Raw genomic sequence first — 14,872 nt, forward strand, 5'->3', positions numbered from 1 at the left:
AACATGAATATTTAAAGCTTCAGGTAAGATTTTACGAGAATTTGTATGACAAAGATAGTGTTTTCTGAGAGGGTAAAGAAATTTCCTAAAGAAAGATTAAAGCAGTGGTTTAGGGAAAATAAACGGAGTTTTCCTTGGAGAGAGAATCCTACTCCTTATCGGGTGTGGGTATCTGAAGTTATGCTTCAGCAAACTCGAGCAGAAGTTGTTGTAAATTATTTTATTGAATGGATGCAAAAATTTCCTACGCTTGAATCTTTAGCTGCAGCCAGTGAAGATGAAGTGATTAAGCTTTGGGAGGGGTTAGGGTATTACACGCGAGCAAGAAATTTATTGTACGGCGCTCGTATGGTGATGCAAGAGTTTTCAGGACAGATTCCAGATAATCATTTGGATCTATTATTGATTAATGGGTTGGGACCCTATACTGTACATGCTATTTTAGCTTTTGCTTTCAAGAAAAAAGTCGCAGCAGTGGATGGCAATGTTTTACGCGTGATTAGTAGAGTGTTTTTAATTGAGTCTTCTATAGATTTAGAATCTACAAAGACGTGGATATCACGCATAGCTCAATCTTTATTACCTTCGAGAGATCCTGAAGTATTTTCTGAAGCTTTAATAGAGCTTGGAGCTTGTGTGTGTACGCGTTCTCCTAAGTGCGAGATTTGTCCTATTCGCGGGGTTTGTGGAGCTGCTAAAGAGGGGAAACAGGCGTGTCTGCCTGTGCGTCATGCTAGGAAAAAGACTGTTATGCTATATCGTTGGGTTGCCATTATCCTTTATGAAGGAGCCATTGTGCTAGAGCAGAGGAAACCTCAGGAAATGATGGCAGGTTTGTATGAATTTCCCTATATAGAGGTAGGGTCTAATGAAATGCTTTCTGATACAGCTACATTAGTTCACTCTATGGAGAGCCATTTAGGTACGCAATTAGTTTTTTTCTGTGATATAGCTGAACAACACCATGCATTTACTTATCATAGGGTACGTTTAGTACCTAAGGTTTTTCATGCAGTATCTCTTCCGAAATCGGCATTACTGTATTCTCTAGATACTATAGATGCATTGCCTTTTTCTTCGGGACATCGAAAAATTAAAACTTGGTTGTTAGAGAATGCACATACTTTAATCCATGGTACTAGGGGGTAGGGAATGCCACAAGGTTATGATTTTTCTAAGTTAATTGATTTATCTAGGAAAATGGTCATGGATGGGGTATGTCCCTGGACGGATAAGCAAGATGCTTTGTCTTTAATTGAATGTATTCTTAAAGAGTGCGAAGAACTTATAGAAGCTATTCATCAGGGCCATTCAAATAAAGAAATTACTTCGGAAGCGGGTGATATTCTCATGTTAGTTTTTGTTCTGTGTTTTAAGTTAGAATTTCTTAAAATGACTTCTGTCAATGGGGTAATTCACGAAGCTTTTTCTAAGATTCAACGACGAGCCCCTCATGTGTTTTCCAGTAAAGCGATTTCTTATGAGGAAGCACGACAAGCATGGCTTCTAGGGAAACTGAAAGAAAAAAGCGAAAAATAAGATACTATTATGGATTTTCTCTTTAGTAAAATTCGTGAGTTATATTATTAAGGAACAGTGAGCTAGGGACCTTTTAAGAGAGAAAACCTTTGAACCGGGTCAGGACTGGGAAGTAGCAGCCCTAAGAAGTCTTTTTCTTTGCTAGAAGTGTTTCTCTAGCTTACTTTTTCTTAATAATTTCTTAGGAATAGCATGACAATACTTGTGCTATTGAAGAGAATATGAAATGTAATTGGGGCGGCAATATGACGCTCTTTTTCATAAAGAAATCCCGCGCACAGAGAGAAAAGAAAAAGGATAGGCACGAAGAGCAAAGATCCTAGGGAATGCTCTAAATGAGCAAGTGCGAATATAATTGAGGTATAGATAAGAGCATACTCTCTCCGCATTTTATTTTTTAAAAAGGTTTGTAAGAAGCCTCGGAAAAAAATTTCCTCAGCAAAGGGGACTAGGATGCTTAAACTTAAAAAAAATCCCTGATCATATGTTGTTGAAGTTAAACTTTGCTGAACTTCTTGAGTAAGAATTTGCTCATGAAATATTTCTTTAGAGAATAAAAAAGTTAAAAAAACATTTAAAATGTACCCAATGATGGTCGGCATTGGCAGGAAAATAATCCACATGCGAAAGGCTGAAACTATAGCTGAGGAGAATGTTGCTAGAGGTTGGTTGGCTGAGTAAATAACACTACGGGTAACATCAATAGGTAACCCTAAAAGATAAAATATAAAAGCACAAACTAAGAATATGCCATGTAGTGAACGGGCAACAACTTCTGAATAGGATCCTGTGATAAATGGAAGGATACCGGGGAGGAATAAAAGGACTACGCCCCAGAGAACATGGTATAGTTGTAGAGGAGTTTTCCCTGCAGGCTTGGGCCATAAGAAAAAATTATGTGAGGCAAAGCATGCTAATGCTAAGGATAACAACAATAAATAAAAAGAAGTAATCATGGATTACGAATAATTTGCACAAACATAGCCTTCGACTCTAGCAACGATTTCGCGAAATAGTCGCTGGTGCATAAGACCCATAGGCGTCGCTTCAAAATGCTTAGTTTGCCATCCGTAACGATGATAATCTTTATTAGCGCCTGCTAGAGCTACCTGGCTGGATTCAATGATTTCTTGATAGATCATCAATGCTTTATTATGACGAATGTCAAAAACACGTACACGTACAGAAGCAGTGATCGAATTATTTCCAAATGCATCTGTCACAGTTTTTTGATCTAAAATTTCTGTGGCTACAATAAATTCTGCAGGAAGAAGGGAGCCTAAGGCGTCCAAAGAGATTTGAGGAATTACAGAATAAAATTGCGCAATGGTTTGAGGTGATGCATTATGTTTAATAAGAAAAAGCTTATCCGACGCGAGAAATCGTTTACTGATTTCTTGGGTGAATTCCGTTTGTAAATTCCAAGGAAGAGCTTCAGAAACTTTATCAGAACGATAAAATACGGGAAGCATGGCTACAACACCTTTGGCCTTGCTTCCCGAGGTATATAATTTAGGATGGTAACTTCCTGAAGCTGAAAAAGAACAGCTAGATAAATTCATAGACAGAAGTCCCAAAAAACCTAGTAGTAGGAGTTTACGCATATTCGCTGTCCTTTAACAGAATATTTTTATTTATTTTTCTTGGGGAAAATTTTCTGAATCCTGTTTCCCCGTCCCGTCCTTAAAAGAATACACCAATAGTTTATTCTTTCTGCTAAGTTATAACAAAGAAAAGAATAAAAACAAGTCCCAGAGATGAAAGAAACTGAAACATTGCCTCTTGAAAAGTTTATTCTAGACGTGAAGACTTGAAGGAGTCGGGGCACAAGATTCTTGAGGAATTAATGTACAACCGGGGAGCAACATCATGGGTGATGTGAATATAAGGAGAGAAATAAGCCATTTTGTTTTCATTGCTGTTGTATCCTTACTAGAGCCTTTTTCTATCAGTTCATAGGATAAGTCGTGTTTTCTGCAAAGGTATATTATTTTCATGTCAAAATATACTGCAGGGACAGCGTTGAAAGAAAAAAGCTTAGAGGAAAACCTCTAAGCTTTAGATGAAATGATTACTTTATCATAGAAAGCCGTTTTGTCTATGAATAAATAATTCAGTTTCCCACACTCTGAATGTTTTTTCTTATGCTAAGACTTTATTATAGCGGGGCTCTCGGAAGGTTCGGAGGGTTTTGGTTCTTGAGTGGCGGGAATAGATTTAGGACATAAACGGCGAAGAGCCAGGACGCTTAGTACAAAGACCAGTGCTACAGTAACAGGTAAGGTCCATAGAAGTAGACATCCCGAAGTAATAGCTGTAGCTACGCAAGCAGAGAAGAGTACTAGGGAGATGAAGGAAATGGTGCAAAGAACTGCGGCCAGTCTTCTTTGTTGTAATTGAGTTGGTTGTGAAGGGCAGCGAACCGTTGTTATCGGTGTCAATGGCTGTTGTATTGGTGTTGTCATAGTTCGTTTCCATAAAATAGTAGTAGATGCGAAACAGTTTATAGAATCAATGATTTTAAGTCTTTTTAGTTTATGATTATTTCATTCTGATTTTTTAATGTTATGTTGAAAACAATCAGAAGTATAAGAATTTCAATGGTATAGATTGTATTTTTCTTGAGGTTGTGCCTGTGATCAAAATATGGCTTATGCGTTTTCATGCGGGGCAGAGTATCTGGAATCCTGGTCTTACTTAGGTGATTATAGATAGATCCTTGTGTTTATATTTCATCAGCAGATCGGGCTGTGTCATTTTCTGTAAATAAATCGTCAGGATCGAGGTTTGAGAAACCTATAGGAACAGGAGAAATGCGAGGACGGAGTCGATAAACAACTTTAAGTAATACGATAGAAAGAAGCATTGTTGCTACAGGAAGGGCAATCAAGGGAAGACAGCCTGTTAGACTGACTGCGACAATACCTGCTGTGGAAATTAGGATGGCAGCTAAGGAAATGATGAGAGCTGCGACTTTAAGTTGTCGTATCTTCTTATTGTATTGACTTTCTGATATGAGGTTCTCAGTAGAATAGCTCTTAGTTAATGGTTTAACCAAAAATTTTACATAATTTGTAGTGTTCATAATTTATTTGCTTATTTTAATTTTAAATGAAAATAGGACTCTATTATAACTCATTTACATTAATTTATTTATTCATCAGATAATTTTATTTTGTTTAAGTTTTGTAAAGATATAGGGACGAGTGGTCGTCTTCGAGGCATTTGCTAGATTCACCGATGCCACGAGGTTAAGATTTCTTTTACTTTAGAATGAAAGCGCGATTGTTATGTCCTTGATCAGTACAAACACAATTGTTGTTCTTAGCCGCTCGCGCTTTTTTACAATTACCCCATGGTTGCTCATCAGGAGGCACGGCTCTACAAGCTGTAGAAGCTTTCGCCATATTTTGGGAATATTTTTCATCTAATTAGATAGTTTCTTTTAAAATTTTGGTATTTATGGTCTTTAAATACGTTTTTAAGTTCCCTTGTTAGGATCAGATCTAGAAGACCATATAAATTTTTCTATAAATATGGAAATCTGCTATATCCAAGTGAATATTACATAATAGTGTTTTTAATTTGTTTGAAAAATAGAACAGATTCTTTTTCTATCTACTTATTGGTTGCTGATTAAGTTCATATGCATAAATCTGTAAATTTTGATTATTTTGGGTTGAGCGACATTGGAATGGTACGATCAAGGAATGAAGATTTCTGGCAGGTAAATCTTACATCTCAAGTAGTGGCTATTGCTGATGGTATGGGAGGGCATTTAGGAGGAGATGTTGCTTCTCATGAGGCTATTATAAATTTAATGGAGATGATAGATGCGCAACAGCCACAATTAGTCAGGTTTCAAGATGATCAGTATCGAAAGACGGTGCGAGACATTCTTTCAAAAGTTAATGAATTGATTTATGACCATAGTTTGATGGAATCTCATCTTCGTGGAATGGGAACAACATTGAGTTGTATGCAGTTTCTGGCAAGTAAAGCCTGGGTGTTTCATGTAGGGGATAGTCGTATTTATCGCTTGAGAGAAGAAGAATTTTGTTGTTTAACGGAAGATCATTCCTTAGCAAATCGATTGAAACATCGTTATGGCCTTTCGCAACAATTAGATAAGTTGTATCCTTACCGCCATATTTTGACTAATGTTTTAGGAAGTCGTCCTCACGTTGTTCCGGATATTCGAGATATTACTTATGAAGAAAAAGATTTGTTTCTTTTTTGCTCCGATGGTTTGACAAATATGGTTTCTGATAGGGATATGCGTGATATTTTATTGAGTTCTTCTTCTTTAGAGGAAAGCGGAAATTTATTGATTTCCCTTGCGAATAGTCGTGGTGGAGTCGATAATGTTACTATAGTGTTAGTCCGAATACAGTAGTGCTTGGTTTAGATATTCAGGAACTGTAATGATTTATTTGGATAATAATGCCACGTCTTTTCTTGAACCCGGTCTTCTTCAGTTTTTACAACAGTTATTTTCCGAAGGAGTGTATGCAAATCCCTCTAGCGTGCATAGTGCAGGGAAGAAAGCTAAGAAGTTTCTATATGATACCTCTACCTTGATTCAAAAGGTTCTTTCTTTTTCAGGACAAGTGCTCTATACTTCGGGTGCCACGGAAAGTTTAAATTTAGCTATAGCTAATCTTCCTAAGGGAAGCCACGTGGTTACATCCAGTATGGAACACGCTGCTATTATTGAGCCTTTAAAGCAAGCTGATGTATCCGTATCGTATATTGATCCTGAGCCCGGAAGATGTGTGGTTTCTCCGCAACAGATTTTGCAAGCCATCACTCCATCTACCTCAGCAATTATTTTAGGGTGGGTAAATAGTGAGATAGGATCGAAGATTGATATTGCATCTATCGCGACTATTGCTCGTGATCACCATGTGCAGTTTATTGTAGATGCAACGGCAATTGTTGGTAGAGAAGCCGTGCACGTTCCTGAGGGAGTTTCTATGCTGGCATTTAGTGGACATAAGTTTCATGCCCTTTCTGGCATTGGTGTTTTGCTTATTGCTCCCGGGACGAAGCTCTCTCCTGTATTTTTTGGTGGAGGGCAGCAAGGAGGCCTTCGCTCAGGAACAGAAAATTTCTGGGGAATTGCCTCTTTATTTTATATTTTTTCTATTTTAGAGACACGTCAAGAAGAGATTACAACAATCTTGATAAAGTACCGGAATTATTTTGAGAAGAACATAAAGGAGCGTCTTCCTGGGGTAGTGATTCATTGTGAAGATCAGGTACGTGTTAGCAATATATCTTCTTTAGCTTTCCCCCCTTTAGAAGGTGAGGTAGTACAAATTGCCTTAGATATGGAAGGAGTGGCCTGTGGTTATGGTACTGCATGTTCTTCAGGAGCGACTACTGCATTTAAATCCCTAGTTGCTATGAATGTGTTACAAGAGATAGCTGTGTCTACTTTGAGGTTTTCCTTTAGTTACCTATTGTCTCAGGAGGAAATCGACTTAGCAATAGAAAAAGTTGTTAAGGTGGTTACTCAGTTACACGAGGCTTGGTAAGTATTAGGAAAGTAAGTTTTTAATGGATATGCTTTTAATTCCATATAAGGAGATTTCTTTAACCTCAAGTAATAGATTATTCGTAATCACTGAAGTGCCAATTTCTGCTGGGGTATCTAAAAGTTGTAAAACAAGCTGAGCAAGAGTCTCAGCTCCATAATGTGTGAGTTCAATCCCAAGTTCTTTTTGGATATCTTTGAGTGGAGTATTTCCTGGAAATGTTCTTTCGATTACCGATATGGTTTTCGGTTTCAACTGTGCAATATTCGATGTGTTGAAAAGGATTTTAAAAATGGCATTTAAACTTAAAATCCCTATAGGCTCCCCAGAAGCATTGAGAACGACAGCGACGCTAGAACGGTTATCTCGAAACTCTTTGAGTATACGTATGAGCTTGGATTTAGCTGTGATAAACCAAGGGGAATGTAAGTTGTGAATTAAAGAGTCGGTAAGGTTTTTATTTACAAAGTCTTTAGGTAGAGCAATTCCAATAATATTCTTCCTTTCTTTGTGGTATACGGGAACAAAGTCCATGTCGGTATTTTGAATTGTACGACATAAGTCTTTTACATTGGCTGTAGAAGGGAGCATGACAACTTGATCTAAGGGCTGGCATACTTGTTCTGCTGAAGTCGCACTTAAGGAAAAGATATTGGTTGCAATGACATTGAAGTCTTGTTCTTCGTGATGAGTTTCTAAAGCTTTTTGGAATTCATCCCGACTCAAAGTAGAATTTAACTTTTCTTTTTTTATTTTTAATAGGAAATACAAACTTTCAGTGAGTCCACCAATAAACTGAATTAATGGATAGACGATATAATGAGAATAATAGAGAATTGGTGCTCCCCAAAGAGCTAATTTCTCGGGGATTTTTCGGGATATTGTTAAAGGAAGTAATTCTGCAAAAATCACCACCAAAATAATTTGCGTTATGGGAGCATAGTCTGGAGATAATCCTAATACTTTGTAACAATTTCTTGCAGATTCGGAGCCTATTTGCAGGGAAATATTAACTCCAAGCATTACTGTGCCGAATAAACGATAGGGTCGGCGAATCAAAAAGTTAATGTAACGAGCTTTTTTATGGTTTTTTGTTAGATAATATTGCAAACGTACCCGATTGAAGGAAACACAAGCCATTTCCATCATGGAATAGAATCCTTGCAGGATAATACACAGAAGATTGATCCCAAACCAAAAAATAGAAGAATTAATCATGCAGTTTCCTTATATAAACTCTGCGTATACGATTGGGAGCAGCATCCAAGACCTGGAACATGAGATTCCTCCATAAGAGTTTGGTTCCTGTACTAGGAATAGAGTCCATCTGCTCAGTTAGCCAACCTCCTAAGGTAGCGCTATTATTATGTGTAGGGAGATTAATATTAAAAATTTCGCTTAGATCACTAAGTTCCATCGTGCCTGCAGCAATAATAACGTCTTTCCCTGACATTGTATATAGAACTTTTTCACTTCGTTGATCTATAATTTCACCAGAAACAATTTCAAACAGATCTTCTTGAGTAATCAAACCTTCGATTGAACCGTATTCATCAATAATCATACCTAAAGTTTCATCTTCAGCTGCAAGGTGGCATAAAGCTGTTTTTGCTGAGATTGTTTCTGGCATATAGTAAGGTTTATTAAGTAGTGGGAGAAGGTCGTCAGAAGATTGTAGAGGTTTACCGTGAAGTAGTAATGCTTTTGCTGTACAAATGCCTAAAAGATTTTGAAGATTATCATTGCATACGGGAACACGGGAACAATGTTGTTCAGAAAATAAAGCATAGAGTTGGCTAATGGGGGTTTGGATATCGTAGAAAAGGACATCTTGACGTGGTTTCATTCGTTCCTTAACGCTGCAATCGCTCAGAGATAAGTATCCATAGAGGAGACGGCTTTCTTCTTGATTTACAACACCGAAATCTTTACAGCTTTGAAGGACTTCTTTTAGTTGCTGAGGTTGAATAATGTCCATTTTTTGTGTAGAAAGTATCCAGTGTACAACATTGTTAATACCACTAATTGCCCAATGTAGTAGAGGACGAAGCAACCTGGTAAATAGTAAAATAAGTGGGGCAACAAAAGAAGCAATTTGTGTGTTATAAGGTAGAGCAACAGCTTTAGGCAAAATTTCCCCAAGGAATAGTGTTAATGCTAGAGGAAGGCCAACAAGAAGTAGCCAAGAAGCTTGATCTCCAACTAGCATGGCCACGCAGTTCTGAATGCCAACGTTTAATCCAATATCAAGAAAAATCAATGTAATTAATAAATGATGAGGATGAGAGAGTAGAGAGGCGACAAGTTGCTGTTTTTTATATTTCGAACGTTTGTAATGGGAAATTAACGAGGTAGGTAGAGAAAAAAGCGCTATTTGTGATAGGGAAATGAAGCCCGAGCATAGTGTAAACAATATGATGAAAAAGATTAATACAGCAGGCATCATCATATTGATCTCAATCCGTGTTTTTGGTTTTTACAGGAGAAAAACATACCTTAGTGTACCCTTGGGGGATTAATCCTAGTCGGCAAATTAACGCAGACTCAATGACCGAGGGACTATTCCAATGTTGGATATGTAAACGCAATTCTTTTTGTTTTTTGTCAGCAAGAAAAATTTTTTCCCGGAGTTCGGAAGCACGTTTTTGCAAACGTAATTCTTCTTTTCGCAATTCATGAATAGCACGATCATATACAAATCCACCGATAAGTATACAAAGAATTAACCACCAAGAATTCAATACCAATTCTTCAAGGTGCTTGGACCAAGTGACTTTTTGCATGACTAAACTTTAGACAATAGGAATAGTAATGCCCTGTTGTTTTTGATACTTACCCTTCCTTTCTGCATAAGAAACTTCGCAAGTTTCATCAGCTTCAAAGAACAAAACTTGAGCAATCCCTTCATTAGCATAAATTTTTGCAGGCAAAGGCGTCGTGTTGGAAATTTCTATAGTAACATAGCCCTCCCATTCTGGTTCGAATGGAGTAACGTTTACGATAAGCCCGCAGCGAGCATAGGTAGACTTACCAATACACATCGTAAGAACATTCCTGGGAATACGAAAATACTCTACGCTATGGGCGAGAGCAAAGGAATTAGGAGGAATGATACAGACATCGTCTGTGATAGAAATAAAGGTATTTTCTGTGAAATGTTTAGGATCTACAAGAGAATTATATACATTGGTAAACACTTTGAATTCTCGAGATAGACGTAAATCATAGCCATAGCTCGATAAGCCATAACTAATTAGCTTTTCTCCAGTTTCAACATGGGTATTTATTTGCCTATCAACAAATGGCTCAATCATGCCATAAGCAAGTGCCATTTTGCGAATCCATTTATCTTCTTTAATGCTCATATAGAAACCCTATGGTTAGACTTGTAGATGCTGAACATATTAGAAAACATCATCTTTGGACTTAGAATACACTTTTCTTGTGTATATGCAAACACCTAAAAATCTCAAATAAATTGTGATGGAATATTTTTAATGACTGTAGTGAGTGGAATTTAGAAAATGATAAGTAATTATAAAATACTATTGATGCCTCATAGGAAAGATTCTAAGCAGCTGCTTATTTTCTTTGCCTTTTAGGAAAGGGCTAGAAGAGACGTGTAGAATTTAAATAAGGGAAAATTTTCTATGTGTCTATAGCACTATGGATATCTTCCTACAGCATAGGGATGAGCATTTCTTTAATAGTAAGGATGGCTTAATGTTCTAGTAGATAGGAATTCCTTAAATGAATAAGCTATGTTAGCTTAGTACTTGCATACGGAGTGATAATGTGATACATGCTTTGAGAGAGCTCTCCTTCGGCTGGGGATCTGGTAAGTGAGGCAAGTACAAAAAACGAATTACAATTCTTAAAAAGTATTTCATATCTCTTCTCAAAAACTTGAGAAGAGAACGGTAACGTAATGACACATCAGGTATCCGTCTTACATCAAGATAAAAAGTTTGATATTTCTTTACGCCCTAAGGGGCTAAAAGAATTTTGCGGTCAAACACAGTTGACAGAGCGGTTAGAGTTATTTCTTCATGCCGCTATGCAACGAGGGGAAGTTCCTGGACATTGTCTTTTTTTTGGTCCTCCGGGTTTGGGGAAAACTTCTTTGGCACATATTATCGCTTTCACCCTAGGTAAAGGGTTTGTGGTTGCTTCTGGCCCGCAGCTAGTTAAACCATCTGATTTACTGGGATTATTAACGAGTCTTCAGGAAGGCGATGTCTTCTTTATTGATGAAATCCATCGTATGGGGAAAGTAGCTGAAGAATATTTGTACTCAGCAATGGAGGATTTTAAAATTGATATTACTATTGATTCTGGCCCAGGAGCGCGTTCTGTTTCAGTAGATTTAGCTCCTTTTAGTTTGGTAGGAGCGACAACACGTTCAGGAATGTTAAGTGAACCTTTGCGAGCACGGTTTGCTTTTACAGGCAGGGTGTCGTATTATTCAGATGAAGATTTGACAAACATTCTCAAACGTTCAGCGTATTTGTTAGGAGTCGATGCAGACACAGATGCTTTATGTGAGATTGCTCGTCGATCACGAGGCACTCCTCGATTAGCGAATAATCTTTTACGCTGGGTAAGAGATTTTGCTCAAATAAGAGAAGGGAATTGTATTAATCGTGTCGTAGCAGAAAAAGCTTTAGCTATGCTATTAATAGATGATTGGGGTTTAAATGAAATTGATGTTAAACTTCTCACTACAATAATGGATTATTATCAAGGTGGTCCTGTAGGAATTAAGACTTTATCCGTGGCTGTAGGTGAGGATATTAAAACTTTAGAAGATGTGTACGAGCCCTTTTTAATTTTAAAAGGCTTGTTGAAAAAAACTTCTCGAGGAAGAATGGTAACCCCGCTCGCCTACAATCACTTGAAAAAGCGTTCAGATAACTTACAGAGTTTAGGAGAAGAAAAGTGAAGATATGGAAGTATGTTCTTTTGAGTCTTTCCTTGAGTATAGGGGCTTCAAGTTACGCAGAAGTCAAAGTCTCCGATGCTTTTGTAGAACAATCTATGGTTTCTGAGCCTAAAATCCGCGTTCTCCTATTGGATGAAAGTACTACAGCTTTAATCGAAGCTAAAGGACCTTACCGCTTATATGGAGATAATGTATTGCTGCAAACAGCTTCACAAGGCTTGCGTTGTGCTGCTCATGCTCTTTATGGTGGAGTACGTTGGGGAGAAAATTTTTCTGGGGTGCAATGTTTAAAAATTGAGCCTATAGAAGATACGGCATTGCTATTTGTTAATGGATTACAATACAAAGGCGCTCTCTATATTTATAAAACAGAGAGAAATTGCATTGTAATCACAAATGAGTTGACTGTTGAAGAATATTTGAAATCCATTCTCTCTACAAAATATTTAAAAGAGTTAGATAAAGAAGCTTTGTCTGCTTGTGTTATTTTAGAGAGAACTGCTTTATATGAAAGACTTCTATCTAAAAATCCTCAAACATTTTGGCATGTCACTGCTGAGGAAGATCATTATTTTGGCTACGGAGCTACAAAGCAATTTTATGGCGTAGAAGATGCTGTAGATTGGACAGCAAGGCTAATTGTAGATAACCCTGAAGGATTAATTATAGATGCAGATGGTTTATTACAAGCAAATGTTGATCGGCTTGCTGTAGAAGGTTATAACGCACGCCAAATTCTTGAGAAGTTTTATAAGAATGCCGATTTTGTGGTTATAGAATCTTGGAGTAACGACGTAGCGGATATGAGTTAGTTATTGTGCATAACTTATAGCTACAAAGATCGTAAAGGCATCTAAGGTTACCTTATCTAGTATCTTTTGTGGTGCGAATCCTATTGTTGTATTGACAACTTGTTGGTAAGGAAGAAACTTTTCTCTTATTTTAGGCAACCTGATATCCATAGGTGTTGTTCCTGAATTAAAAGCAACGAAAAGGCTATAACGTGAGTACTTTAATTCGTAAGCTAAATAGTGACTGGGTTGCCATTGTATAGGTTGTGCTTCAGAGTTTAGCCAAGAGATCCTTTCAGGAGTGAGGAAACCTTGATTGAAGAGTTCCTTATGTTGTTTTCTAAAGCTGATGGCTTGGCTAACGAACTCCATAAGGTGGGGATGTTTTTCTAACTGATCCCAGAGAAAGTAGTTTGCAGGTGTATCTAAGGCCCAGCGATTATTATTTCCTTTTGCCGTATGGCCGTATTCATCTCCTGATTGCCACATAGGAATACCTTGGGATAAGAAAAGGGTTAAAAAGAAATTCCGCATTTGGCGTTGGCGTAACTCGAGAATTTTAGGGTTTTCTGTAGCCCCTTCTTCTCCAAAGTTGTAGCTATAGTTGGCGTCAGTTCCGTCTTGGTTGTTTTCTCCATTGTCTTCATTGTGTTTATTATTATAAGCAACAGTGTCATGTAAAGTAAACCCATCGTGAATGCAAATATAATTAATAGAATTGTGCGGAGATCCCTGAGCATAAAGATCCTGGGATCCAGAGATACGAGAGGCAAAAGTGCCAATAAGATTTTCATTCCCATTCAAGAAAGCTCGCACAGTATCACGGTAGGACCCATTCCATTCACTCCATCGAGAATTAAGAGTGGGAAAATATCCTACTTGATATAAGCCTGCAGCATCCCAGGGTTCTGCTATAATTTTTGTGTTCGCAAGAATTGGATCATAGGTAATTGCTAATAAAATCGGTGAAGGAGAAATAGGATTTCCTTTGGGATCGCGAGAAAAGACTGAAGCTAAGTCAAAACGAAATCCATCCACATGCATTTCTTGTACCCAATAACGCAAAACATCTAATATCCACTGTGTTGTGGGGACATGGTTGGTATTGATTGTATTCCCGCAACCAGAATAGTTACAAAATTGGCCTTGAGAATCGAGTATGTAGTAGGAAGAGCGATCTATCCACGGTAGGGAGCAAAGAGTATCATTCATTCCTGTGTGATTAAACACAACATCAAGGATAATCTCAATTCCTGCATTATGCAGTGCTTTGACAAGGGTTTTAAATTCACGTGCAGGAGCACAAGGATCAGAAGCATAGGTATAACGACGACAAGGAGAAAAAAAGTTGAGAGAAGCATATCCCCAATAATTACAAAGAGAAGAGAAATCAGAATTTCGAAATGGATTGCTACTTTCATCAAACTCAAAAATAGGAAGCAACTCAATGGCGGTAACACCTAATTTTTTTAGATAGGGGATTTTCTCAATAATTCCTAAAAAGGTTCCGGGATGACGTACTTGTGACGAAGAGGCTAAAGTAAATGAACGTACATGCATTTCGTAAATGATAAGGTCTTCTTTAGGTAAATGAAGGCAACGATCTCCATCCCAAGAAAATTTCTCCTGTTTTAAATAACTAAAGGCATAATCCTTTGATGTTTTTTCAGAAAGGAATGTGTGTGGGGAGTGAATGTTTTTCGCATAGGGATCGGCAAGATATTTCTGAAAGTTGAATTTTTCTTGAGTACTTTCTGGACCACAAACACGAAAGGCGTATGACCATTGATCAGAAATTCCATCAATTTCGATATGCCATATATCTCCTGTACGATTTTCTCTATCGGATAAAGCAATTTCATGTATATGCCCCTGAGGATCGGATAAAGCTAAAACGACGCGATCCGCATGGGATGAAAATAAAGCAAAACGATAATGTGTAGACGTAAGTTGTGTTGCTCCTAAAGGTGATGGAGCACCGGGGGAAACATGAATTTTATACATTACTTATCTGATACCAAAATTAGTACAGAAGCACAAGAAAGTTTTTGGTTTTAAGT

At 37.6% G+C, this 14,872-nt stretch carries 15 protein-coding genes and 1 other RNA gene; 7 read left to right on the forward strand and 9 right to left on the reverse strand.

Translation table 11 applies throughout. The features are described from left to right. The first annotated feature begins 45 nt into the window (after nt 1-45). The 3 genes from mutY to ffs all read left to right on the forward strand — a co-directional run bounded on the left by mutY (nt 46) and on the right by ffs (nt 1,699). Complete coding sequence (mutY, locus tag M787_RS03740) at nt 46-1,149, forward strand: A/G-specific adenine glycosylase (RefSeq protein WP_021828239.1); 1,104 nt, start codon at nt 46-48, stop codon at nt 1,147-1,149. A gap of 3 nt (nt 1,150-1,152) precedes the next feature. Continuing rightward, nucleotides 1,153-1,539 (forward strand): MazG nucleotide pyrophosphohydrolase domain-containing protein, encoded by a 387-nt coding sequence (locus tag M787_RS03745; RefSeq protein ID WP_021828240.1) that lies wholly within the window; start codon nt 1,153-1,155, stop codon nt 1,537-1,539. Nucleotides 1,540-1,601: 62 nt separating this feature from the next. Then, nucleotides 1,602-1,699: signal recognition particle sRNA small type (ffs, locus tag M787_RS03750), an RNA gene on the forward strand. Between the two features lie 10 nt (nt 1,700-1,709). Here ffs and M787_RS03755 read toward each other — a convergent pair. From M787_RS03755 to M787_RS03770, 4 genes are all read right to left on the reverse strand, one after another. After that, nucleotides 1,710-2,495 carry a CPBP family intramembrane glutamic endopeptidase gene (locus M787_RS03755; RefSeq protein ID WP_021828241.1) on the reverse strand — a complete coding sequence of 262 codons (786 nt, stop codon included), beginning with the start codon at nt 2,493-2,495 and terminating at the stop codon, nt 1,710-1,712. A gap of 3 nt (nt 2,496-2,498) precedes the next feature. Continuing rightward, nucleotides 2,499-3,143 (reverse strand): CT253 family lipoprotein, encoded by a 645-nt coding sequence (locus M787_RS03760; protein ID WP_021828242.1) that lies wholly within the window; start codon nt 3,141-3,143, stop codon nt 2,499-2,501. 543 nt (nt 3,144-3,686) lie between these two features. Further along, the gene (locus tag M787_RS04850) at nt 3,687-4,004 is read right to left on the reverse strand and encodes a hypothetical protein (protein WP_021828243.1); all 318 of its coding nucleotides are present in this window, start codon (nt 4,002-4,004) and stop codon (nt 3,687-3,689) included. 260 nt (nt 4,005-4,264) lie between these two features. Next, the gene (locus M787_RS03770; protein WP_169814967.1) at nt 4,265-4,597 is read right to left on the reverse strand and encodes a hypothetical protein; all 333 of its coding nucleotides are present in this window, start codon (nt 4,595-4,597) and stop codon (nt 4,265-4,267) included. 588 nt (nt 4,598-5,185) lie between these two features. Between M787_RS03770 and M787_RS03775 the strand changes: the two genes are divergently transcribed. Then, nucleotides 5,186-5,935 carry a PP2C family protein-serine/threonine phosphatase gene (locus M787_RS03775; protein WP_021828245.1) on the forward strand — a complete coding sequence of 250 codons (750 nt, stop codon included), beginning with the start codon at nt 5,186-5,188 and terminating at the stop codon, nt 5,933-5,935. 28 nt (nt 5,936-5,963) lie between these two features. Then, nucleotides 5,964-7,079, forward strand: a complete 1,116-nt coding sequence (locus tag M787_RS03780; RefSeq protein ID WP_021828246.1) for a cysteine desulfurase family protein — start codon at nt 5,964-5,966, stop codon at nt 7,077-7,079. Between the two features lie 3 nt (nt 7,080-7,082). Here the strand turns inward: M787_RS03780 and M787_RS03785 are convergent, their stop codons facing one another. Genes M787_RS03785 through dcd form a run of 4 tightly spaced genes read right to left on the reverse strand, consistent with a single transcriptional unit; the run spans nt 7,083 to nt 10,444 of the window. After that, on the reverse strand, nt 7,083-8,297 hold the full coding sequence (locus M787_RS03785) for a CNNM domain-containing protein (protein WP_021828247.1): 1,215 nt from the start codon (nt 8,295-8,297) through the stop codon (nt 7,083-7,085). Then, nucleotides 8,290-9,525, reverse strand: coding sequence for a hemolysin family protein (locus M787_RS03790; RefSeq protein ID WP_021828248.1), 1,236 nt, complete (start codon nt 9,523-9,525; stop codon nt 8,290-8,292). Before M787_RS03790 ends, M787_RS03785 begins: the two co-directional genes overlap by 8 nt. Nucleotides 9,526-9,535: 10 nt before the next feature. Beyond that, a complete protein-coding gene (locus M787_RS03795) occupies nt 9,536-9,862 on the reverse strand; it encodes a hypothetical protein (protein WP_021828249.1) in 327 nt (108 codons plus the stop codon). 9 nt (nt 9,863-9,871) lie between these two features. After that, on the reverse strand, nt 9,872-10,444 hold the full coding sequence (gene dcd / locus M787_RS03800) for a dCTP deaminase (protein ID WP_021828250.1): 573 nt from the start codon (nt 10,442-10,444) through the stop codon (nt 9,872-9,874). A 563-nt stretch (nt 10,445-11,007) separates the two neighbouring features. Here dcd and ruvB point away from each other — a divergent pair. Further along, nucleotides 11,008-12,021 carry a Holliday junction branch migration DNA helicase RuvB gene (gene ruvB / locus M787_RS03805; protein ID WP_021828251.1) on the forward strand — a complete coding sequence of 338 codons (1,014 nt, stop codon included), beginning with the start codon at nt 11,008-11,010 and terminating at the stop codon, nt 12,019-12,021. Continuing rightward, nucleotides 12,018-12,833, forward strand: coding sequence for a SpoIID/LytB domain-containing protein (locus M787_RS03810; RefSeq protein WP_021828252.1), 816 nt, complete (start codon nt 12,018-12,020; stop codon nt 12,831-12,833). The genes ruvB and M787_RS03810 overlap by 4 nt, the downstream gene beginning before the upstream one ends. Here the strand turns inward: M787_RS03810 and M787_RS03815 are convergent, their stop codons facing one another. After that, the gene (locus M787_RS03815; RefSeq protein WP_021828253.1) at nt 12,834-14,816 is read right to left on the reverse strand and encodes a glycogen debranching protein; all 1,983 of its coding nucleotides are present in this window, start codon (nt 14,814-14,816) and stop codon (nt 12,834-12,836) included. Between the last annotated feature and the right edge of the window lie 56 nt (nt 14,817-14,872).

Source organism: Chlamydia gallinacea 08-1274/3, from assembly GCF_000471025.2.
Lineage (GTDB): Bacteria > Chlamydiota > Chlamydiia > Chlamydiales > Chlamydiaceae > Chlamydia > Chlamydia gallinacea.

Bases quoted from the DNA above. Each gene is read 5' to 3' on its own strand.
- mutY (WP_021828239.1), top strand. From the start codon at position 46: ATGACAAAGATAGTGTTTTCTGAGAGGGTAAAGAAATTTCCTAAAGAA.
- M787_RS03745 (WP_021828240.1), top strand. From the start codon at position 1,153: ATGCCACAAGGTTATGATTTTTCTAAGTTAATTGATTTATCTAGGAAA.
- M787_RS03755 (WP_021828241.1), bottom strand. From the start codon at position 2,495: ATGATTACTTCTTTTTATTTATTGTTGTTATCCTTAGCATTAGCATGC.
- M787_RS03760 (WP_021828242.1), bottom strand. From the start codon at position 3,143: ATGCGTAAACTCCTACTACTAGGTTTTTTGGGACTTCTGTCTATGAAT.
- M787_RS04850 (WP_021828243.1), bottom strand. From the start codon at position 4,004: ATGACAACACCAATACAACAGCCATTGACACCGATAACAACGGTTCGC.
- M787_RS03775 (WP_021828245.1), top strand. From the start codon at position 5,186: ATGCATAAATCTGTAAATTTTGATTATTTTGGGTTGAGCGACATTGGA.
- M787_RS03780 (WP_021828246.1), top strand. From the start codon at position 5,964: ATGATTTATTTGGATAATAATGCCACGTCTTTTCTTGAACCCGGTCTT.
- M787_RS03785 (WP_021828247.1), bottom strand. From the start codon at position 8,297: ATGATTAATTCTTCTATTTTTTGGTTTGGGATCAATCTTCTGTGTATT.
- M787_RS03790 (WP_021828248.1), bottom strand. From the start codon at position 9,525: ATGATGCCTGCTGTATTAATCTTTTTCATCATATTGTTTACACTATGC.
- M787_RS03795 (WP_021828249.1), bottom strand. From the start codon at position 9,862: ATGCAAAAAGTCACTTGGTCCAAGCACCTTGAAGAATTGGTATTGAAT.
- dcd (WP_021828250.1), bottom strand. From the start codon at position 10,444: ATGAGCATTAAAGAAGATAAATGGATTCGCAAAATGGCACTTGCTTAT.
- ruvB (WP_021828251.1), top strand. From the start codon at position 11,008: ATGACACATCAGGTATCCGTCTTACATCAAGATAAAAAGTTTGATATT.
- M787_RS03815 (WP_021828253.1), bottom strand. From the start codon at position 14,816: ATGTATAAAATTCATGTTTCCCCCGGTGCTCCATCACCTTTAGGAGCA.